Source organism: Amycolatopsis sp. FBCC-B4732 (genome assembly GCF_023008405.1).
GTDB lineage: Bacteria > Actinomycetota > Actinomycetes > Mycobacteriales > Pseudonocardiaceae > Amycolatopsis > Amycolatopsis pretoriensis_A.
Genome location: NZ_CP095376.1, coordinates 7,726,231 through 7,745,864, shown reverse-complemented (window position 1 = coordinate 7,745,864; position 19,634 = coordinate 7,726,231). Strand labels below are relative to the sequence as shown.

The window sequence follows — 19,634 nt, the reverse complement described above, 5'->3', positions numbered from 1 at the left end:
CTGCGTGACGCCGATCGGGACGACGTCGGAGATCATGCCGAACGGCTCGACGCCGGCCTCGCTCAGCCGCACGAACACGAAGCTCAGCGCGAAGAGCGCGAACGCCGCGGCGGTGACCCGGATCGCCCGGACCAGCGCGACGCGTTCCGGGTGGCCCTTCAGCGGTTCCAGCAGCGAAAAAGCGGCGCCGGGCAGGCTGCAGAACGCGACCAGGCACGCGTAGAGGTGGATCTCCCCGCTCACCGGGTCCGGCGCTTCGGGGTAGCTGGCCGGGAAGATCGCGGCCGCGGCCATGCCGAGCGCCCACAACGCGAGCAGCAGCCGGGTCGTCCGCGACAGCGGTACCCCGGCGACCTGCAGCGCGCCGAGCACCGCGAGCGACCCGATGGCCAGCGACAGCACGCTCGCGCCGAGCATGCCCTCGCCCCGGTCGGTCACCGTGTAGCTCGACAGCGTGTCGTACACCGGGTCGTGCGAGCTGATGATGTGCAGCACCACGGCCGTGAAGAGCCCCCACCCGATCGCGCCCAGCGCGACGAGCCGCCACGGTCTCGTGCGTTTCCCCTGTTCCGTCCCCATGCCGTCCAGGTTCTCGGAGAACGGGACGGCGCGTGATCAGGGAAGACCCTGAATTCCCCCGGAGGTGAAGTCGACCAGGACGAGCGCCTGGTCGTCGTGGCGCTTCGGCCGCGGCCAGCGTTCGCCGTCGGGATCCTGCTTCTCCGCGGTCCGGACGGCGTCCAGGACGGCGTCCGGCCCCTCGGCGCGGGTGCTCGCGAGGACCTCGCGCCAGCCGAACAGCTCGTACTGGTCGACGCCGATGGACACGCCGTCGCTGGCGAGCAGCACGGCTTCGACGTCGGCCCGCGGCCAGCTGCGGCGGACGGCGTGCGCGGCGGCACCGGGTTCGGCTTCGGCGACCCAGAAGCCGTCGTGGGCGTTGCGGCGGCGGCGGACGTCGGCGCCGGTCTGGAGCAGCCCGTGCCGCCGCAGCCGGGCGAGCCGGTCGTCGGAGACGACGTCGACGCCGAAGCCGCCGAACCCGACCACCGGGCTGTCGGCCAGCACCAGCGCGTCGACGCGGTCTTCGAGCCACCGCACGGCGGCGACCGTGCTGGACGGCGACTGCCGCGGCCGGAGCCGGTTTTCCGCGGTGACCTCGCCGATCGCGCTGGTCAGCGCCTCGGTCAGGTCGGCTTCGGGTGCCGCGCGGAGGCCGTCGCCGAGGTGGCGGGCGAGGCGCTCGGCGTACCAGCCGCCGGGCGGCAGCGAGGGGTCCGACGAAGTGGCGCCGTCGAGGACCAGCACCGCGTTGGCCAGCACGACGACGTGGTCTTCGGTGGGGCGTGGGTGGCCGTCGGCGCCCACCCCGGCCCGCTCGGCGATCGAGATCTCGGGCATCACCCGACTGTACGTCGACCCTCCGGCGGCTTCGCGCTGAGCGTGTCAACTTCGGTTGACAGGCTCGTGATGTCAACGTAGGTTGACGTCATGACGGAAGCGACGGATTTGGCCGCCCGGGCGGGTGATCGCGATCCCCGGGTGGGGCTGCGCGCGGTCGCCGCGCTCCGGCGGCTGCTGGAACAACTGGAGGCCGTGCAGGTCCGCAGTGCGCGGGTGCAGGGCTGGTCGTGGCAGGAAATCGCCGCCGAGCTGGGGGTCAGCCGGCAGGCCGTGCACAAGAAGTACGGGAGGCACTGATGTTCGAACGGTTCACGGCGGACGCGCGACTCGCGGTCGTCGAGGCGCAGCTGGTGGCACGGGCGTCCGGTTCGGTCGAAGTCGGACCGTCGGACCTGCTGGCCGGGCTGCTCAAGACCGGCGTGCCGCTGCTCACCGAGCTGGGCATCGCCACCGACGACCTGGCCGCGGAGCTGGAGCGGACCCGGCGCCGCGGCGGGGTCAGCGACGCCGACGCCGAGGCGCTCACGGAGTTCGGCATCGACATCGAGCAGATCGTCGAGCGCGTCGAGCAGACCCACGGCGAAGGGGCGCTGGCCGGCCGGCTCGGCCCGGCCAAGCGCGGGCACGTCCCGTTCACCGCCCAGTCGAAGAAGACTCTGGAGCTGAGCCTCAAGGAAGCGGTGCGGATGGGGGACAAGCACCTGGGGCAGGAGCACATCCTGTTGGCGCTGGCCCGGCAGCGGGGCACCGACGACGTGCTCGCCCGGCGCGGCGCCGACTACGCGACGCTGCGCCGGGTCGTCCAGGAGCGCAAAGCGGGTTAAGCGGCGGGCTCGCGCCACACCACGAACGGCAGCAGCGCCTGGGTGAGCGGGCCGATCGCGAGGGCGTAGAGCACGGTGCCGACGCCGACCGTCCCGCCGAGGAAGAACCCGACGGCGACCACGGCGACCTCGATGCCGGTGCGCACCAGCCGGACCGACCAGCCGGTGGGGCCGGCGAGGCCCGTCATCAGGCCGTCGCGCGGGCCGGGGCCGAGCCGGGCGCCGACGTAGGTGGCGGTCGCGACGCCGTTGAGCGCGATGCCGCCGACCAGGAGTGCGATCTGCCAGGCCAGGTCGTGCTGGTCGGGGACCACCGCGCGGACGGCGTCGACCATGACCGAGATGACGACAACGTTCGCGATGGTGCCGATGCCGGGCCGCTGGCGCAGCGGGATCCACAGCAGGAGCACGACCACGGAGATCAGGCCGGTCACCGTGCCGAACGTCAGGCCGGTGTGCTTCAGCACGCCTTCGGCCAGCACGCTCCACGGCTCGAGGCCGAGGCCGGCCCGGGTGACGAGGGCGACACTGGTGCCGTAGAGGGCGAGGCCCGCGAGCAGCTGCACGCTGCGGCGGGCGGGGTCACGGGTGATCCGGACGGGCCGGAGGTCGATCTGAGCCACACCTGCACTATCCGCCGCAAGTGGTCTTGTAAACCATAGCCAATTCCAGGATATTGGCCTTATGGAAGCCGCTGTCCCACTGGGTGGACGTATCTCCGGGCCGCGATTGGCCGTTATGCTGGGGTCCTGGCGGCAGGGCTCCCGGCAGGGCGCGGCCGACCTGGCCGCGGCCATCGAGCTGCAAGTGCTCGACGGCCAGCTCCCGCTCGGCACCCGGCTGCCCGCCGAACGGGAGCTGGCCGACGCGCTCGGCGCCAGCCGGACGCTGATCGGCGCGGCCCTGGACCGGTTGCGGGAGAACGGGTTCGTCGCGAGCCGGCGCGGGGCCGGGTCGTGGGTCGCCGCGCCCGGACGGCGCCGCCGCGGCCCGCTCGCCCCGGCCGAGGGCGGCGCGATCGACTTCACCCACGCGTCCTCGCCGGCGATCGCGGGCACGGCGACGGCGGTCGACGCGGCCCGCGCCCGGCTCGCCGACCACCTCGGCGACCACGGCTACCAGGAGCGCGGCCTGCTCGGCCTGCGCGAGCGGATCGCCCGCCGCTACACCGAACGCGGACTGCCGACGACCCCCGCGCAGGTCATGGTCACCAACGGCGCGCACCACGCGTTCGTGCTGGTCCTGCGCATGCTCGCCGGCCCGGGCGACCGGGTGCTGGTCGAGCAGCCGACGTACCCGAACGCGCTGGAGGCGATCCGGGCCGCGCACGCGATCCCGGTGCCGGTCGCTCTCGACCCGAGCGGCGAGCGCGGCTGGGACATCGCCGGCGTCGACGCGGCGCTGCGGCAGGCGTCCCCGCGGTTCGCCTACCTCGTCGTGGACTTCCAGAACCCGACCGGCCTGCGCCTCGAGGCGGGCGGCCGCGAACGGCTCGGCGCGGTGCTGAACCGCGCGCGGACGCCGGTGGTCGTGGACGAGACGCTCGTCGAGCTGGACCTCGAGGGCGACCCGCTGCACGGGCCGCCGCCGCTGGCCGCGTTCGCCGGCGACCTGGCGATCTGCGTGGGCTCGGCGTCGAAGACGCACTGGGGCGGGCTGCGGCTCGGCTGGATCCGCGCGTCGGAGGACCTGCTCGGGCGGCTGGTTTCGGCGCGCTACGCGGTCGACCTGGGGTCACCGGTGTTCGAGCAGCTGGTGCTGACCGAGCTGCTCGACGACGAGACCGCGCTCGCCCGCCGTCGCGAAGAGCTGCGCGGCTACCGCGACGCCCTGGCCGAAGCGGTGCACCGGCACCTCCCGGACTGGACGTTCACGCTGCCGAGGGGCGGCTTGTCGCTGTGGTGCCGGCTGCCGGAGCCGGTGAGTTCGCGGCTCGCGGTCGCGGCGGCGAGCCACGGCGTCCAGGTGGCGCCGGGCTCGCGCTTCGGCGTCCACGGCGGCCTGGAGCGGTGGATCCGGCTGCCGTTTTCGCTGCCGCCGGAAACGATGGAGCAGGCCGTCCGGCGGCTGCGCACGGCGGAAGCGTCGGTCCGGGGGACGCCGGAGTCGCTGGCCGCGCCGATCGCCTGAAAACGAAGAACCGGTGCGCTGGATGCGAGCCTGCTCCCAGGGATGGGCGGCGTTCATGTGCATCCAGCGCACCGGTTCTCGGTTCACACCCCCGTTCGCGGACGTGACCCCGCTCGCGGGTAACCGCTGGCTTCCCGGCACAGCCCCTCGACGTGCCGGGAAGCCCGCGGCTCAGACGTGCTCTCGGTACTGCGAGTCCTCGCTCGGCGCGGTGAGCAAGGGCTCCCGGAGCGCGTCCGGTGTGGGTCCCGGCGCCGCGGGGGCAGCGCGGCGCCGGGACCGGGATCCGACCCGGCCGGGCGCGGTCGGCCGGTCGGAAAGACTGTGGTTTCGCATGGTTGTGCACCCCTGGGGTACGTCGGGCGCGATAGTGCGCCACGAGACGTGAAAGAGTCACGGGTTGCGTACTGGAGCAGGGGATTCGTCACGCGTCAAAGGCGTGGACGTGCGTCTGGTCGATCTTGATTTGGACGCAGGTGTCCCCGGCTGCCCGGTGCGGGGTCAGTCGGGGGAGGTGGTGGGCAGGGCGGCTTCCCTGCCCGCGCCGTCGACGTCGTGGTCGCGGCTGGCACCGATGAGCTTCAGCTGGGTGGTGGTCACGTCGTCGGTGTGGACGGCGAACGCGTGGCGCGCCCCGCCGGGACCGTCGTGACCGGGAGCGGCGGTGGGAGCCGGCGCGCTCGGGGCGGTGCTGCCGCCGGGCAGGCCGGGAGTGGAATCGCCGCCGCCGCCGTCGCGGGCGTGCACGCCGGAGTCGCGCGGCTGGTCCTGCCCGGCCTGCCGCGGCTGCTCGTGCCGGACGACGATGAAGTGCGCGAGGGCCGTGCTGCGGCCGATGTTCTGCGTCGCGGCTTCAGCGGTCACGGCGTCGGTCGTGGTGGCCGGTGCTTCGGTCGCCGCGACCGCGGTGGCCGTGGTCGCGGTCGCGGCCGGGACGGTGGCGGTCGCGCCGCCCGAGTTCGAGCCGCCGTTGAGGACGGGGGAGAGGACGTCGTCGAGCGGGAGCAGGACGGGCGCGTCGGGGTTGTCCGCGGGCGGCTGGGTGAGCGGGGCGAGCACCGTGTGGGACAGCGTGTCCGTGACGGCGCCGACCGTGCTGAGGGTGCCGCTGACCGTCGTCGTGACCGTGGAGAGCGTGCCGCCGACGACGTCGAGGACACCGCCGACCAGGCCACCGAGGAGGCCGGGATTCCGGGTGGCTTCCGTGGTCTTGGCGGCGGGCTGCCCGGCGGTGGTTTCTTCGACGGCCTGGGTCTTCGCGGCCGGCTCGGTCTCGGCGGCCGGCTCGCTGGCGGGGGCGGGCTTCGCTTCGGTGGCCGGGGTTTCGCCCGGCTGCTGCGCGCAGGTGGCGGCGCCGGTCTCGCGGTGGCTCTTGCGGTGCTTGTGGTGCAGGAGGGACGGCTGGTCGTGGTCCACAGTGGAGGCGACGGGCGCCTGCGGGCAGGCGGGCTGCTCGGCGGCACCGGCGGTGTTCCCGGACAGGGCCGCGGTGAGCAGCCACCCGGCGAGCGTCAGGCCCCCGGCGACGAGGATCTTGGCGGCGGGCCGCTGCAGCGAAGCCGCCCAGGGCCGCGGCGCGCGCCCGCGCGTGCGAGGGGATCCCGGCGACACCTCACCCGCTGTGAAAGCGGGCCGGCTCGGGGCGCCGCGGCGCGAATCCGCCGTGCTGCTCACCGCCACCACCACCGTCCGCGCCTGTTGTCTGTACTCGCTGGGGTCTTTCTCCGGCCAGGTCGCAGTTCCCCCGGGGCTGCACTCTTTCTAGCACCGCTCGGGAGTCTTTCATCTCTCCCGCGTTCGATCCAGCCCGTAAGGCGGAACGGCCCTACCGGGCAAGGTATCTACGGCCGACAAGTTGATCACTCTCAGTGCCGTTCGGGTGTTCTCGTGCGGCCATTCGGAGGAGTGGCGCACTTTTCCCGTCCGGCCGTTGACCTGATGTTTCCGCGATCGCACTCGCCTTCGGTATCACTTCGGAAACGGTGCGTGCCCGAGCGAGGCGGTTTCCGGGATGTGGGACACGCCTCAAGTCGTCAGACGAGTTTGCGCAATCGGGTGATGGCTTCGTCGATGACTTCGTTGCGCTTGCAGAACGCGAAACGCAGGAGGTGTTTCCACTCGTCCGGGTGATCGGTGAACACCTTCACGGGGACCGCGGCGACCCCGACGCGGCCCGGCAGTTCCCACGCGAGGTCGGCCGCGTCGGTGAATCCCAGCGGCCGGACGTCGACGCACACGAAGTACGTCCCCGCCGTCGGGCGGACCGCGAACCCGGCGTCCGCGAGGCCCGCCGACAGCCGGTCGCGCTTCTCCGCCAGGGAATCGCGCAGGCCGTCGACCCAGGGGAGCTCGTGGTCGAGCGCGTGCGCCACCGCCGGCTGCAGCGGGCCGCCCGAGACGAACGTGATGAACTGCTTCGCCGCTTTCACCGCCGCGACCAGCTCCGGGGTCGAGCAGACCCAGCCGATCTTCCAGCCGGTGCAGTTGAACGTCTTGCCGGCGCTCGAGATGCTCACCGTCCGCGGCCGCATGCCGGGCAGCGTGACCAGCGGGATGTGCTCCACTCCGCTCGACACGTCGAAGACCAGGTGTTCGTAGACCTCGTCGCAGATCGCGATCAGGTCGTGCTCGACGCACAGCGCGGCCAACGCCTCCAGCTCGGCCCGCGTGAACACCGTGCCGGTCGGGTTGTGCGGCGAGTTCACCAGGATCGCCCTGGTCCGGGGCGTGACGGCGGCGCGCAGCCCGGCGACGTCGAGGCCGAAGCGGCCGTCCTCGCCCTCGACCAGCCCGACGACCTTGCGCTCGGCGCCCGCCATCGCGACCGCGGCGGCGTAGGAGTCGTAGTACGGCTCGATGACGATGACCTCGTCGCCGGCTTCGGTCAGCGCCAGCAGCGTCGCGGTGATGGCCTCGGTCGCGCCCGCGGTGACCAGGATCTCGGTGTCCGGGTCGTACTCGGTGCCGTAGCGCAGCCGGTGCCGCGCGATCGCGGCGCGCAGCTCGGGGCGCCCGGGCCCGGGCGGGTACTGGTTCGCCCCGCCGAACAGCGCGTTCTTGGCGGCGTCGAGCATCCCGGCCGGGCCGTCGGTGTCCGGGAAGCCCTGGCCGAGGTTGACGGCGTCGTGCTTGACCGCGAGCGCCGTCATCTCGGCGAAGATGGTCGAGGTGAACGGGCGGAGGCGGGGGACGAGAGCAGGTTCGCGCACGATCAGCCATCCTCACGGACAATGGTGATGTGGAGCAACTGACCCCCGCCAAGGTGACGCCCGCCGACCCGCCGGGCGGCCCCGCCGGTGAAGAGGAAAAGCGGCGCGCGCTGCGCAAGATGAAGCTGGTCGCGCTGTCCTTCCTGCTCGGCGCCACCGTCGTGTTCCTGCTGACCAGCTGGGCCCAGTCGGCCGGCTGGCCGGGCTGGGTCGGCTACGTGCGGGCCGCCGCCGAAGCCGGCATGGTCGGCGCGCTGGCCGACTGGTTCGCCGTCACGGCGCTGTTCCGGCACCCGCTCGGGCTGAAGATCCCGCACACGGCGATCATCCCGAACAAGAAGGACGCGCTGGGCAGCAGCCTCGGCGACTTCGTCGGCTCGAACTTCCTGTCCGAGGAGGTCGTGCGCGACAAGCTCAAGCGCGTCGAGATCGCGCGGCGGCTCGGCGGCTGGCTGGCGCAGGAGGAGAACGCCGAGCGCGTGACGTCCGAGCTGGCCACGGTCGTCCGTGCGGCGGTCCGCGTCCTGCGCGACGAAGACGTCCAGGCGATCATGGAGCAGGCGGTCGCGCGGCGGATCATCGACAAGCCGTGGGGCCCGCCGCTGGGCAAGATCCTCCAGGGCGTCTTCGCCGACGGCGCGCACCACAAGCTCGTGGACCTGATGTGCGACCAGGCGTACGAGTGGGTCCGCGACAACCACACGACGATGCTGCGCGTGGTGTCCGACCGGGCGCCGAGCTGGTCGCCGAAGTTCGTCGACGAGATGCTCGCGGACAAGGTGTACGGCGAGGTCCTGTCGTTCGCATGGGCGGTGAAGACCGACGTCAACCACCCGATGCGGCTCGCGCTGGACAAGTTCCTCGGCGAGTTCGCTCAGGACCTGCAGACCAACCCGGAGGTGATGGCCCGCGCCGAGCAGGTCAAGGGCCAGATCGTGCACCACGAGGAGGTCCAGCGCCTGATCGGCTCGGCGTGGAGCACGGCGAAGGAGATGCTCCTGACGGCCGCCGAGGACCCGTCGAGCGAGCTGCGCCGCCGCGTCCGGCTGGGCCTGGTGTCGCTGGGTTCCCGGCTGGCGGACGACGACCAGCTGCGCGCGAAGGCCGACGGCTGGGTCGAGGGCGCCGCGGCTTACCTGGTGAAGAACTACTCGGGCGAGATCACGACGATCATCACCGACACGGTCGAGCGGTGGGACGCCGAGGAGACGTCGCGGAAGATCGAGCTCCAGGTGGGGCGCGACCTGCAGTTCATCCGGATCAACGGCACGGTCGTGGGTGCGCTGGCCGGGCTGGTCATCTACGCCGTCGCGGAGCTGCTGTTTTGAGGAGTTGGCCGTATACCACACCTGGGGGAGCTTCAAACCAGTTGTCCACAGGAAGCTGAGTTATCCCCCGGGTTATCCACAGGTTTTCACGGTGATGGCCTAATGACTGTCCACAACGTGTGGGGGTGTGGGTGGCCGGGGTGTGGACATGTGGTGGCGGGCAGGGTGGTTGTCCACAGCCGTTCGTGGGGCCGCCGCTCGGATGAGAGCCGGGGCTGGGGGCCGCCGGCCGGGCCGGACGCGGCGCGGGGCGGACGGGGTGCGGGGCTGGTCAGCCGGCCGCGGCCGTGCGGGCTCGCCAGCCGCGGGCCTTCTCGCGGTTGCCGCACACCCGCATCGAGCACCACGTCCGCGAGCGGTTGCGGGACTCGTCGTAGAACGCCCACAGGCACGTGTCCGCCGGGCAGATCTTCAGCCTGATCCAGTCGCCGCGGACGACCAGGCGGGCGCAGGCCGCGAACACCGCGCCGACCGCGTCCTCCGCGACCAGGGCCGGGCCGTCGTCGGTCAGGGAAATCCTCGTGCCGACGTCGAGGCTGCCGGGCGGGAGGCGGGGGTCGCCGATCGCCGCGCGCAGGGCGTCGCGGGCCGCGCGGGCTTCGGGGGCCGGGTTCGGCCGCAACGCGTGCCCGGCTGCCCACTCGCGCCACTGCCCGGGATCTTCGAGCAGGTCCGTGCCCTCTTCGACGTTGACCGTGTTGAGGAACTCCACCACGAGGGAGGCGTCGGTGTGCACGTACCGAGTGTACGGCGGCCGGTGGTTGCCCCCGCGTCGGCTAACCTCCATACTTCCGTCAACGGTTACTACGAAGGGAGCGGACGCATGGGAGCGGTACCGACGCTGGGTGTGGTGGCCCTCGACTGCCCGGATCCGGTGGCGCTGGCCGGGTTCTACCGCTCGGTGCTGGAGTGGGACGCGCCCGAAGTCGCCGAAGACGGGCACTGGGTCACGCTGGCCAACCCGCTCGGCGGCGCCGGGCTCGCGTTCCAGCGGGTGCCCGACCACCGGCCGCCGTCGTGGCCGTCCGCGGAGAACCCGCAGCAGCTGCACCTCGACCTGAACGTGACCGACCTCGAAGCCGCGCACGAGCGCGTGCTCGGCCTCGGCGCGAAACTGCTGGACGACGAGCCGAAGACGTTCCGCGTCTACGCCGACCCGGCCGGGCACCCGTTCTGCCTCTGCGCGTGCTGAGGGACAGCGGGGCCGAACATGCGTAGGCTCTGATGTGTGATTTGTCCGAAGTGTCAGAACCAGATGCGGACCGTCGACAAGAACGGCATCCACATCGACCAGTGCGACGGCTGCCGCGGGATCTTCCTGGACCGCGGTGAGCTCGAAGCGATCGTCGGTGCGGAAAGCTCGTTCTACGGCGGGCAGCCGCCGCAGTACCAGTCCGGTCCGACGGCGCACCACGGCCGTCCCGACTCGCCGCGCCCGTACCGCGGCGGCCACCCGGATTCGCCGAAGGGGTACCGGGGCGGCTACTCGGACTCGCCACGGCCGCACCGCGGGGGCTATTCGGACTCCCCGCGGCCGCACCGCGGGGGTTACTCGGATTCGCCGCGCCCGTACGGGCACGGTCACCGCAAGCGCAGCTTCCTCGAGAACCTCTTCGACTGAGGTGGGTCTCGACCTGCGGATCTGCCCGGCGTGCGGCGACCGGGCCGAGCGCCCGGTCGTCTCCGGCACGACGCTGGAGTGCGCGCGCTGCGGGCACACGTGGCGGTTCCGGAAGCTGCCGCTCTTCGCGCTGACCGGGCCGAGCGGCGCGGGCAAGTCGACGCTCGGGCCGCTGCTGGCGTCCCGGTTCGGCGGGGACGTCGTCGTGCTGGAGCAGGACGTCCTCTGGACGGGCGCGCTCCGCGACGACGTCCCGGCGTTCCGCGCGGCCTGGCTCCGGATGGCGGCGATGCTGCACCAGAACGGCCGCCCGGTCGTGCTCTGCGGCACCGTCGCGCCCCCGGAGTTCGAGCCGCTGCCGGAGCGCGCGTTCTTCAGCGACGTCCACTACCTCGCGCTGGTCGGCTCGCCGGAGTCGCTGCGACGGCGGCTGCGGGCCCGCCCGGCCTGGCGCGAGTGGGACGAGCCGCGGATCGAGGAGATGCTGGAGTTCACCGCCTGGCTCCGGACGTCCGCCGCCGAGCTGGGGGTCGAGCTCCTCGACACGACGGAGGTCTCCGCGGAGTCCGCGGCCGACCACGTCGAGAAGTGGATCCGGGCCCGGCTGCCCTGACCCGGCGCGCACTTTCACGTGAAAGTGCGCGCCGGGTCAGCCGAGTGGCCAGGTGCGGCCGCCGGGTTCGTCGAGCCAGAACTCCTGGCGCGCGCCGGTCACCGTCACGCCGAAGCGGTCGCGGTCCGGCTTGTCGAGCTCGCACCAGTCGACGTAGGCCGCCTCGGCCAGTTCCCACAGCGCGCGCGGGCCGCCCTGGGCCACCTCGTCGGCTCCGGCGCGCTTGCGGTGGCGGACCCACGAGCCGTCCGGGTGGACCAGCGCCACGCTCGGGGTTTCCTCGTCGCCGCCGTCGCGCACCGGGTGGACGCCCGGCAGGGCCAGGCCGGCGAAGAACTCGAACTGACGGCGGGGCTGCAGCACCGCCGACATCGGCAGCCGCGTCTGCTCCCAGTCTTCGCGAGAGGGCATCGGGAGCGGCTCGGTGTGGGGCAGCCGGTGCGCGCGCAGCGGCATGAACCGGCCGTCGCGCGCCAGCACGCGGCCCTGCCCCGAGCCGTCTTCGCCCGCGACGAGCCGGACCAGCCCGGCGCCGAGCGGCCGGTTCAACGTCGTCACGACCAGGCCGCCCGGTTTCGTCTGCGCCAGCCAGGGCAGCGGGATCGACGACACCGCCGCCGTGCACAGCACGCGGTCGAAGAGGACGCCGGCCGGGAAGCCGAGCGCGCCGTCGCCCACCGCGCACGCGGGGTGGTAGCCCGCGGCGGCCAGGCGTTCGCGCGCCTGGGCGACGAGCACCGGGTCGATGTCCACTGTGGACACCTGGCCGGCGCCGCAGCGGTGGCTCAGCAGCGCGGCGTTGTAGCCGGTGCCGGTGCCGATCTCGAGGACGCGGTCGCCGTCGCGCACCCGCAGCTCCTCCAGCATGATCGCCATGATCGAGGGCATGCTCGACGAGCTCGTCGGCGTGCCCGCTACCGGCCCGTCGCGGCGGGCGAGGGCCCAGCGGTCCGGGTCGTCGTCGAGCTGCGTCACCAGCACGTCGCGCGAGTAGACCGTCTCGAGCCAGCCTGGGTCGGCGTGGTCGACCGCCGCCCACCGGCCGCCCGCCGGCACGAAGAACCGGGGCAGGAAGACGTGGCGGGGCACCGCCCGGAAGGCGGCGATCCACTCCGGGGCGTGCAGGACGTCCTCGTCGAGCAGGTGCTCGACGAGGCGCCGCCGCAGCCGGGCCGAGCGCGTCATGGGACCACGTTAGCGGTGAGCGTCACACCCGATGGTTGCAAGCAGAGTGCTTGCAATAGCTAGCACTCGCGCGTACCGTCGATGGTGTCGCGAGGAGGTGACCGGATGGCAGAAACCGGTGGGACCCCGCCAGGATCCGGCGGTCCCATGGAGAAGGTCGCGGACATCGCTTCCGACATCGGCGAGTACATCCGCCAGCAGCGCAACACCGCGAAGATTTCGTTGCGCCAGCTGTCGAAGCTCGCCGGCGTGTCCAACCCGTACCTGAGCCAGATCGAGCGCGGGGTCCGCAAGCCCAGCGCGGAGATCCTGCAGCAGATCGCCAAGGGCCTGCGCATTTCGGCGGAAGCGCTGTACGTGCAGGCCGGGATCCTCGATCTGCCGACGGGCGGCCCGGTGGGCGACGCGATCCGCGCCGACGCCGAGCTGACCGAACGGCAGAAGCAGGTCCTGCTCGACGTTTACGAGTCCTTCCGCCGGGAGAACGCCGCGGCACGGCCGGCCGCCGAGTCGTCTCCCGCCGAGGACACCCCAGCCACCAAGCCAGCCGCAGACACCAAGGAGTCAGCATGACCACCCCCAAGACCGAGGACGTCAAGAAGGCCGTCACCACCGCCATCGACCAGGTCCGCACCCCGCTGCTCGCCGCGCTCGGCGCCGGCAACCTGGCCACGCACGCCGTCACCGACGCCGTCGCGAAGGCCCGCGAGAACGTGACCAAGAGCGGCGAGACCGCCCGCAAGAACCTGCAGGAGCTGCCGACCGACGTCGAGAGCCTCCGCGAGAAGCTGGACCCGGCCGAGCTGCGCAAGGTCATCGACGAGTACACCGAGGCCGCGCTCAAGCTGTACAACAAGCTGGCCGAGTCGGGCGAGCAGGCGTGGGACAAGTTCGCCGCGCAGCCGCAGGTCAAGAAGGCCATCGAGCAGCTCGAGGAGGCCCTGACCACCGCGCAGGGTCAGGTCGAGGGCGTCACCACCGAGGTCCGCGAGCGCGTCGACGGCGTGCTGGGCACCTTCACCAAGCGCACCCGCTCGGTGGGCGAGAAGACCGCCCGCAAGGTGACCGAGGTCGCCGGCGAGGCCGCCGACGCCATCGAGGAGCTGGGTGACGACGTCGCCCACGAGACCCGTTCCGCGAGCCGCAAGGTCGCGAACAAGACGGCTCCGAAGACGGCCGCCCCGGCCCGTCGCACCACCACCAGCACCACCACGAGCGCCGCCGCGAAGAAGCCGGCCGCGCCGAAGACCGACAAGTAACAACGCCGTGAACGCCCGGCCCCGCCACCGCACGCCCGGTGGCGGGGCCGGGGTCGTTCGGGCGGTTTGCCGTAAGCTGTGGCTGTGCTAGTCGCCATCTGGATCCTCCAAGTCGTCCACTGGGGCAGCGCGCTGGTCGGCCTCTTCGCCTTCGTGCACGCGTTGCTGCAGCGCGCGGACGCCTACTCCGCGGCCGACCGCAAGACCAAGCCGATCTGGATGCTGATCACGGGCGCCGCGACGCTCGCCATGGCGCTGTTCGACGTCATGGGCCCGGGGATGATCTTCTGGGTGCCCGCCATGGCCGCGGCGCTGGTCTACATCGTGGACGTCCGCCCCAAGCTGATCGAGGTCCAGCGCGGCGGCTCCAACTGGTAGCTAGGGTGTCGGGGTGACCTGGACGATCGCCGGGAGCCTCACCGTCGTTCCCGCACCCACCCGTACCGACCTGCTCGCCGAGCCCGTGGCCAAAGCGCTGGCCGCGCTGGCCGACCCGGACGCCGTCGGCGTCACGGAGATCGACCCTTCGCTGGCCGACACCGCCGCCTTCTGCGAGGCCTACGGCTCGCCGCTCGAGGCGTCCGCCAACTGCGTCGTCGTCGCCGGCAAGCGCGCGGGCGAAGTCCGGTTCGCGGCCGCGCTCGTGCTCGCGACGACCCGAGCCGACGTCAACGGCGTGATCAAGCGCCGCCTCGACGTCCGCAAGGCGTCGTTCGCGCCGATGGACGAAGCCGTCGCGCTGACCGGCATGGAGTACGGCGGCATCACGCCCGTCGGCCTGCCCGCCGAGTGGCCGATCCTGCTCGACCGGCGCGTCGCGGACGCGCCCGAGCTCGTCATCGGCAGCGGGATCCGCGGCAGCAAGCTGCTGATCTCCGGCGCCGCGCTGGCCTCGCTGCCCGGGGCCGAGGTCATCGAGGACCTCGCCCGGTGACGTCGGTCTGGCTCCGGTACCTGACCGGTGCCGACATCGACTCGCTCGGCATCACGGACGCGGACATCGTCGGCGCGGTCGAGGACGTGCTCGCCGACCACGGCCGCGGCCAGGTCGTTTTCGAGCCGCGCACGCACCTCGTGCCGGACAACGGCGGCAAGGGCCACTTCAACATCCTCCGCGGCCACCTGTCGGCGAAACAGGTCAGCGGCGTGAAGGTCGTCGGTGACTTCGTGGGGAACTTCGAACGGGGCCTCCCTTCCGAAATGGCGTTGATCCTGCTGCTGGACCCGGACACGGGCATGCCGCGGGCGATCGTCGACGGCACGATGATCACCGAGGCCCGCACCGGCGCGATGACCGCCGTCGGCGCGAAGTACCTGGCGCGCCCGGACTCCCGGGTGCTCGGGCACATCGGCGCCCGCGGTACCGCCTGGTGGAACGTCGTCCTCCTCGACTCGTTGTTCGACTTCGCCGAGATCCGCGTGACCAGCAAGCGCCCGGAGTCCCGCGAAGACTTCGGCCGCCGGCTGTCCGAACGGCTCGGCAAGGACGTCCGCGTCTGCGCCACGGCCGAGGAGACCCTGGACGGCGCGGACATCCAGGTCGAGGCCTCCCGGCTGGTCGAGCCCGAAGCGCTGGTGCGCCGCGAGTTCCTCCGGCCGGGCACCTTCCTGGTGCCCTACGGCACGATCAGCGCGCTGGAGCTCACGCTGCTCGACGACATCGACAAGGTCGTCGTCGACGACTGGCGCGAATCGCAGTCCGGCAACCCGCGGTTCGGCGCCCTGCGCCCGCAGCTCAACGCCGGCCTCCTCACCGCGGACGGGGTCCACGCCGAGATCGGCGACGTCGTGGCCGGGAAGAAGCCGGGCCGCGAGCACGACGCCGAGCGGATCCTGTTCTGGCACCGCGGACTGTCCACAACGGACGTCGCGGTGGCGGACATGATCCTCACCCGTGCCGAGGCTTCCGGCGTCGGCACCATGCTCCCGTACCGATGATCGTCACCGACAGCGGTTTCGCCGACGGTGAACGGTTGGTTCTGGACAAACCGCTGGTAGAGGAGCTGCGACGGCGCCGGGAAGAGGTCTTGACGGCGCTTGAGGGCGACGTCCCGGTCTACGGCGTGAACACCGGGATGGGCCGCCTGGCGGGGGTCGCGCTCGACGCGCGGCAGCAGGCCGAGCACCAGCGCAACCTGCTGATCGGCCGCGCGGTCGGCGGCCCGCCGTGGCTGCCGCCGGCCGACGTGCGCGCGCTGCTCGTCGTGCGGTTGCGGGACTTCCTGCAGCCCTGGTCGGGGGTGAGCGCGGAGCTGGTGCAGTTCCTGGTGGACCGGCTCAACGACGGGTTCACGCCCGCCGTCCCGCGGTCCGGGCTCGGCAGTTCGGGCGAGATCATCCCGCTGGCGCACGCGTTCCAGACGTTCCTCGGCATCGGCACGGTCCTCGAGGACGGCGTCGAAGTCCCGGCGGCCACGGCGCTCGCTTCGCGGGGTGCCACGCCGTACGTGCTGGGGCCGAAGGAAGGTGCTTCGCTGCTTCAGGGTTCTCCGCTGGCGGTGGTGCACGCGCAGCGCGGCTGGGCCGACGCGCGGCAGCTCATCCGCCTGCAGACGCTGACCGAAGCGATGGCGATCGACGTCCTCGGTGCCCCGCGGGAGGTGTTTTCCCCGGCCATGGCGGGCGGCGACGACCACCTGCGGTCGGTGTTGTCTTCGCTGGGCGGTCTGGCGGGCCCGGGTCCCGTACGAGCGGGCGTCGTGCAGGCACCGCTTTCGGTGCGGGTCGCGCCGCGGGCACTGGCGCACGCTTCGCGCGTCAACGCGGAGCTGGAGTCGGCTTTCCAGCGGTGGGCGACGATGCCGGGCGACTCCCCGTCGTTCGTCGGTGGCGTTTTCCTCCCGGGGACGGGCTACCACGCGGTGGACCTGGGCCTGCGGATGGACGCGGTGACGGCGGCTCTCGTGCATCTGGGCGAGGTTTCGGTGCAGCGGCAGCACCGGTTGCTGGACGAGCGGTTCAGCGGGTTGCCGGCGCAGTTGACGCGGGACCCGGGCCCCCAGGCGGGGCTGGTGCCGCTGCACAAGCGGGCGGCGGGCGAGCTGCACGCGCTGCGGCGGCTGGCGACGCCGGCGACGCTGGGATCGGTGGACACGTCGGCCGGCCAGGAGGACGTGCAGGCGTTCGCTTGGGCGGCAGGGGAGCAACTGCGGGCGGCGGCCGCGCACCTGTTCGCGATCACGGCTTGCGAGCTGGTCACGGCTTCACAGGCGCGGTATCTGGCGGCCGAGGGGGTGCCGGGGCTGCGCGAGGCTTACGAGTGGGTGCGGTCGGTGGTGCCGGTGGTCGAGGCGGACCGCGCGCTGGGGGCGGAGGTCCAGCGGTTGATCGAGGCACTGCCGGACGCACTGGGGTGACCCTCGGGCTGATCGGCCAAGCTGCCGGGATGTTCGCCGTCACCAACGTCGACGATCTCGTGCTCCTGGCCGTCTTCTTCGGGCAAGCCGCCGGGCGGCGCGGAGAAGCCGAGGTCGTCGCCGGGCAGTTCCTCGGCTTCGCCGCGATCCTCGCCGTCTCCGTCGCGGGGGCGCTCGGGGCCGGGCTGCTGCCCGGCGGGTTCGTCCGGTGGCTGGGAGTCCTGCCGATCCTGCTCGGCCTTCGCGCGGCTTGGCGGGCGTGGCGCACCGAGGACGGCGAAACCGCGTCGGCCGCCGGGGTGCTCGGGATCGCGCTCGTGTGCTTCGCCAACGGGGGCGACAACGTCGGCGTCTACGTTCCCGCCTTCGCCGCGAGCGGGGCCGCCGGGCCGGCCGGGTACGTCGTGGTCTTCCTCGTGGGCCTCGCCGTCTGGTGCGTGGCCGGGCGGTTCCTCGCGACCCGGCCCGCCGTTGCCCGGGTGCTCGCGCGGTGGGGGCACGTCGTGCTGCCCGTGGTGCTCGTCGCGCTCGGGGTGTCGATCCTCGCCGGGGTGTTCTAGCTGTGATGTCCAGGGACGTTGTCCCGAGTTGAGGTGACCTGGTGGGGCCTGTCGTGCAGACAGGTGAAGGCCTCCGGATGTGAAGTGGAGCTGTCTAGAAACCGCTTCACCTACCGGAGGCCTTCGTGTCCCACCCTGACCCCACGCACCCGCCTGTGACTCACCCACATCGACCGGGTCATCGGCGAACCCCTGCGCCGCTACGAACACGCCTATCCCGGATCGCTGATCCATGTCGATGTCACCGAGTTCGGCAACATCCCCGACGGCGGCGGGCACCGCTTCGTCGGACGCCCCAAGGCGAGCGCAACAAACGCGCCACCCCCGAAACCGCAGCCACCGCCACCGCGGTAGTGCGCCGGGCAGTGGCCTGGTCCCACGCCTGGCGTGACACCTGCACCGAGCTGGGGATCACCCCGAAACGGACGCGGCCCTACCGGCCGCAGACCAACGGCAAGATCGAACGGGTCCGCCGGACACTGGCCGATGAATGGGCCTTCGCCCGCTTCTATCCCTGCGAGCAGCAACGCCGAGCAGCGCTACCGGGCTGGCTGCACTTTTACGATCACCACCGACCCCACAGCTCAACCGGCGGCAAGCCGCCCGTCACCCGGCTGACCAACCTCCCTGGACATCACAGCTAGCGGCGGGCGTTCTGCAGTGCCAGCCCCCGTGGCGTCGCCAGTCGCGTGATCAGCGCGAAAGCCCCATCGCACAGCAAAGCCAGGAGCACCGCCGCCAGGCCGCCCGCGAAGATCTGGCCGTACCCCTGCGCCCCCAGTGCGAAGCCGTCGACGATGTAGCGGCCCAGGCCGCCGCCGTCGTTGACGATCGCGCCGATCGCCACCGTCGCGATCAGCTGGAGGAACGAGACCCGGGCGCCCGCCAGGATCACCGGGGAGGCCAGCGGGAGCTCCAGCCGCAGCATGATCTGCCATTCGCGGTAGCCCGTGCCGCGGGCGGCGTCGACCGTCTCCTGCTCCAGGGACACCACGCCCGCGTACGTGTTGGTGAACAGCGGGGGCGCCGCCAGGGCCACCAGCGCGAGCAGGAGCGGCCAGAACGTCGTGTCCAGCTCCCAGCGGCTCGCCAGGAACCAGAACAGGATGATCAGCCCGAAGCTCGGGATCGCGCGCCCGATGTTGACCGCGCTGCTGGCCAGGAACGCGCCGCGGCGGTAGTGGGCCAGCCACAGCGCCAGCGGGATCGTCAGCACCGCCGCGATCACCAGTGCCAGCAGGGAAAACCTGAGGTGCTCCACCGTCCGGTACGGGACGCCCGCCTTGTCCGTCCAGCTCCAGCGGTTCGGATCCGCGAGCCACGCGTCCAGCTGGTCGAAGAAGCTCATCGCGCCTTCCGGGTCCAGGGCGCCAGCACCCGCTCGCTGAGCCACAGCAGGAGGTCCACGACCACCGCCAGCACCACCGACAGCCCGACGCCGACGATGATCTCCGTCGGGTTGGGCGTCGCCGTCTGGATGCCGTGGCGGATGAAGTAGCCCAGGCCGCCGAGGCCGAGCATCGACGTCACCGTGACCAGGCCGATGGTCGTCACCGCCGCGACGCGCAGCCCGGCGATCACCACCGGCAGCGCGAGCGGCAGCTCGATCTGCCACAGCAGCCTGCCGCGCGTGTACCCCATGCCGATCGCGGCTTCGCGGACTTCGTTCGGCACCTGGTCGACGCCGGTGACGATGTTACGGACCAGGATCAGCAGCGTGTACGTCGCCAGCGGGATCACCGCCGAGGCGAACGACAGCCCGAAGAACGGCACCAGCACCGCGAACGCGCCCAGGCTCGGGATCACGTACAACGCGCCCGCCGCGCTCAGGATGACCCCGTAGGACCAGCGGAAACGCAGCGACAGCAGCGCCAGCGCGATCGAGACGACCAGCCCGGCGCCGAGGGCGACACCGGTCAGGGAGATGTGTTCGACCAGCCGCTGGACGATGTCGTCGGCGTTGCGGTCCACCCACTTCCACTGGAAGATCGGCGGCCCGCTGTCGGCGGCCAGCGGCGTCACCGCGCTCACGTGCACCCGGCGACCTTACCCCGATCGGGCCGTTCGGATTCCGCACGCTGGGAAAATGGACGCTCTTCTCCCAACATGTGGATTCTTGTCGGGGGGCGGCGCTAGGGTCCTTTC

General features: G+C 72.2%; 22 protein-coding genes and 2 pseudogenes. 15 read left to right on the top strand and 9 right to left on the bottom strand.

Annotation, left to right across the window (positions count from 1 at the left end):
* Positions 1–15: 15 nt before the first annotated feature.
* Both MUY14_RS34530 and MUY14_RS34525 read right to left on the bottom strand, forming a co-directional pair.
* Positions 16–579: pseudogene (locus MUY14_RS34530) on the bottom strand (DUF998 domain-containing protein); the annotation flags it as partial.
* 36 nt (positions 580–615) lie between these two features.
* Positions 616–1,401: a protein phosphatase 2C domain-containing protein gene (locus tag MUY14_RS34525; protein ID WP_247015510.1), complete on the bottom strand. Its 786-nt coding sequence runs from the start codon at positions 1,399–1,401 to the stop codon at positions 616–618.
* Between the two features lie 90 nt (positions 1,402–1,491).
* On the opposite strand from MUY14_RS34525, the gene MUY14_RS34520 reads away from it, so the two are divergent.
* Both MUY14_RS34520 and MUY14_RS34515 read left to right on the top strand, forming a co-directional pair.
* Entirely contained in the window at positions 1,492–1,701 is a 210-nt protein-coding gene (locus tag MUY14_RS34520) for a sigma factor-like helix-turn-helix DNA-binding protein (RefSeq protein ID WP_014154112.1), read from the top strand.
* Complete coding sequence (locus MUY14_RS34515; protein ID WP_247015508.1) at positions 1,701–2,228, top strand: Clp protease N-terminal domain-containing protein; 528 nt, start codon at positions 1,701–1,703, stop codon at positions 2,226–2,228. The genes MUY14_RS34520 and MUY14_RS34515 overlap by 1 nt, the downstream gene beginning before the upstream one ends.
* Here the strand turns inward: MUY14_RS34515 and MUY14_RS34510 are convergent.
* Positions 2,225–2,851, bottom strand: a complete 627-nt coding sequence (locus tag MUY14_RS34510) for a YitT family protein (protein WP_247015506.1) — start codon at positions 2,849–2,851, stop codon at positions 2,225–2,227. The two genes, MUY14_RS34515 and MUY14_RS34510, sit on opposite strands and share 4 nt — an antisense overlap.
* A 61-nt stretch (positions 2,852–2,912) precedes the next feature.
* Here MUY14_RS34510 and MUY14_RS34505 point away from each other — a divergent pair, with 61 nt between their 5' ends.
* Positions 2,913–4,358, top strand: coding sequence for a PLP-dependent aminotransferase family protein (locus tag MUY14_RS34505; protein ID WP_247015505.1), 1,446 nt, complete (start codon positions 2,913–2,915; stop codon positions 4,356–4,358).
* A gap of 501 nt (positions 4,359–4,859) precedes the next feature.
* Here the strand turns inward: MUY14_RS34505 and MUY14_RS34500 are convergent.
* Together MUY14_RS34500 and MUY14_RS34495 are read right to left on the bottom strand one after the other, a co-directional pair.
* Complete coding sequence (locus MUY14_RS34500; RefSeq protein WP_247015503.1) at positions 4,860–6,032, bottom strand: hypothetical protein; 1,173 nt, start codon at positions 6,030–6,032, stop codon at positions 4,860–4,862.
* Between the two features lie 359 nt (positions 6,033–6,391).
* The gene (locus tag MUY14_RS34495; protein ID WP_247015500.1) at positions 6,392–7,567 is read right to left on the bottom strand and encodes a pyridoxal phosphate-dependent aminotransferase; all 1,176 of its coding nucleotides are present in this window, start codon (positions 7,565–7,567) and stop codon (positions 6,392–6,394) included.
* Between the two features lie 29 nt (positions 7,568–7,596).
* On the opposite strand from MUY14_RS34495, the gene MUY14_RS34490 reads away from it, so the two are divergent.
* On the top strand, positions 7,597–8,895 hold the full coding sequence (locus MUY14_RS34490) for a DUF445 domain-containing protein (RefSeq protein WP_247015498.1): 1,299 nt from the start codon (positions 7,597–7,599) through the stop codon (positions 8,893–8,895).
* Positions 8,896–9,166: 271 nt separating this feature from the next.
* On the opposite strand, the gene MUY14_RS34485 is transcribed toward MUY14_RS34490, so the two are convergent.
* A complete protein-coding gene (locus MUY14_RS34485; protein WP_247015496.1) occupies positions 9,167–9,631 on the bottom strand; it encodes a CGNR zinc finger domain-containing protein in 465 nt (154 codons plus the stop codon).
* Positions 9,632–9,718: 87 nt separating this feature from the next.
* On the opposite strand from MUY14_RS34485, the gene MUY14_RS34480 reads away from it, so the two are divergent.
* Genes MUY14_RS34480 through MUY14_RS34470 form a run of 3 tightly spaced genes read left to right on the top strand, consistent with a single transcriptional unit; the run spans position 9,719 to position 11,129 of the window.
* Positions 9,719–10,087, top strand: a complete 369-nt coding sequence (locus tag MUY14_RS34480; RefSeq protein ID WP_247015494.1) for a VOC family protein — start codon at positions 9,719–9,721, stop codon at positions 10,085–10,087.
* Positions 10,088–10,126: 39 nt separating this feature from the next.
* Complete coding sequence (locus tag MUY14_RS34475) at positions 10,127–10,516, top strand: zf-TFIIB domain-containing protein (RefSeq protein ID WP_281506341.1); 390 nt, start codon at positions 10,127–10,129, stop codon at positions 10,514–10,516.
* Position 10,517: 1 nt separating this feature from the next.
* On the top strand, positions 10,518–11,129 hold the full coding sequence (locus MUY14_RS34470) for a nucleoside kinase (RefSeq protein ID WP_247015490.1): 612 nt from the start codon (positions 10,518–10,520) through the stop codon (positions 11,127–11,129).
* Between the two features lie 36 nt (positions 11,130–11,165).
* Here MUY14_RS34470 and MUY14_RS34465 read toward each other — a convergent pair whose 3' ends face one another.
* The gene (locus tag MUY14_RS34465) at positions 11,166–12,314 is read right to left on the bottom strand and encodes a methyltransferase domain-containing protein (protein WP_247015489.1); all 1,149 of its coding nucleotides are present in this window, start codon (positions 12,312–12,314) and stop codon (positions 11,166–11,168) included.
* 147 nt (positions 12,315–12,461) lie between these two features.
* On the opposite strand from MUY14_RS34465, the gene MUY14_RS34460 reads away from it, so the two are divergent.
* From MUY14_RS34460 to MUY14_RS34425, 8 genes and pseudogenes are all read left to right on the top strand, one after another.
* A complete protein-coding gene (locus MUY14_RS34460; RefSeq protein WP_247015487.1) occupies positions 12,462–12,887 on the top strand; it encodes a helix-turn-helix domain-containing protein in 426 nt (141 codons plus the stop codon).
* Positions 12,884–13,573, top strand: coding sequence for a hypothetical protein (locus tag MUY14_RS34455; protein WP_247015485.1), 690 nt, complete (start codon positions 12,884–12,886; stop codon positions 13,571–13,573). Before MUY14_RS34460 ends, MUY14_RS34455 begins: the two co-directional genes overlap by 4 nt.
* Before the next feature lie 84 nt (positions 13,574–13,657).
* Positions 13,658–13,951 (top strand): DUF2516 family protein, encoded by a 294-nt coding sequence (locus MUY14_RS34450; RefSeq protein WP_247015483.1) that lies wholly within the window; start codon positions 13,658–13,660, stop codon positions 13,949–13,951.
* Between the two features lie 13 nt (positions 13,952–13,964).
* Complete coding sequence (locus tag MUY14_RS34445; protein ID WP_247015481.1) at positions 13,965–14,507, top strand: YbaK/EbsC family protein; 543 nt, start codon at positions 13,965–13,967, stop codon at positions 14,505–14,507.
* Positions 14,504–15,511, top strand: a complete 1,008-nt coding sequence (locus tag MUY14_RS34440) for an ornithine cyclodeaminase family protein (RefSeq protein WP_247015479.1) — start codon at positions 14,504–14,506, stop codon at positions 15,509–15,511. The genes MUY14_RS34445 and MUY14_RS34440 overlap by 4 nt, the downstream gene beginning before the upstream one ends.
* The gene (locus MUY14_RS34435) at positions 15,508–16,929 is read left to right on the top strand and encodes an aromatic amino acid lyase (RefSeq protein WP_247015477.1); all 1,422 of its coding nucleotides are present in this window, start codon (positions 15,508–15,510) and stop codon (positions 16,927–16,929) included. The genes MUY14_RS34440 and MUY14_RS34435 overlap by 4 nt, the downstream gene beginning before the upstream one ends.
* Positions 16,926–17,489, top strand: coding sequence for a cadmium resistance transporter (locus MUY14_RS34430; protein WP_247015475.1), 564 nt, complete (start codon positions 16,926–16,928; stop codon positions 17,487–17,489). The genes MUY14_RS34435 and MUY14_RS34430 overlap by 4 nt, the downstream gene beginning before the upstream one ends.
* 159 nt (positions 17,490–17,648) lie before the next feature.
* Positions 17,649–18,133: pseudogene (locus MUY14_RS34425) on the top strand (integrase core domain-containing protein); the annotation flags it as partial.
* Here the strand turns inward: MUY14_RS34425 and MUY14_RS34420 are convergent.
* Both MUY14_RS34420 and MUY14_RS34415 read right to left on the bottom strand, forming a co-directional pair.
* Positions 18,130–18,837 (bottom strand): ABC transporter permease, encoded by a 708-nt coding sequence (locus MUY14_RS34420; protein WP_247015473.1) that lies wholly within the window; start codon positions 18,835–18,837, stop codon positions 18,130–18,132. The pseudogene MUY14_RS34425 and the gene MUY14_RS34420 sit on opposite strands and share 4 nt — an antisense overlap.
* The gene (locus MUY14_RS34415; RefSeq protein WP_247015471.1) at positions 18,834–19,526 is read right to left on the bottom strand and encodes an ABC transporter permease; all 693 of its coding nucleotides are present in this window, start codon (positions 19,524–19,526) and stop codon (positions 18,834–18,836) included. The genes MUY14_RS34420 and MUY14_RS34415 overlap by 4 nt, the downstream gene beginning before the upstream one ends.
* Between the last annotated feature and the right edge of the window lie 108 nt (positions 19,527–19,634).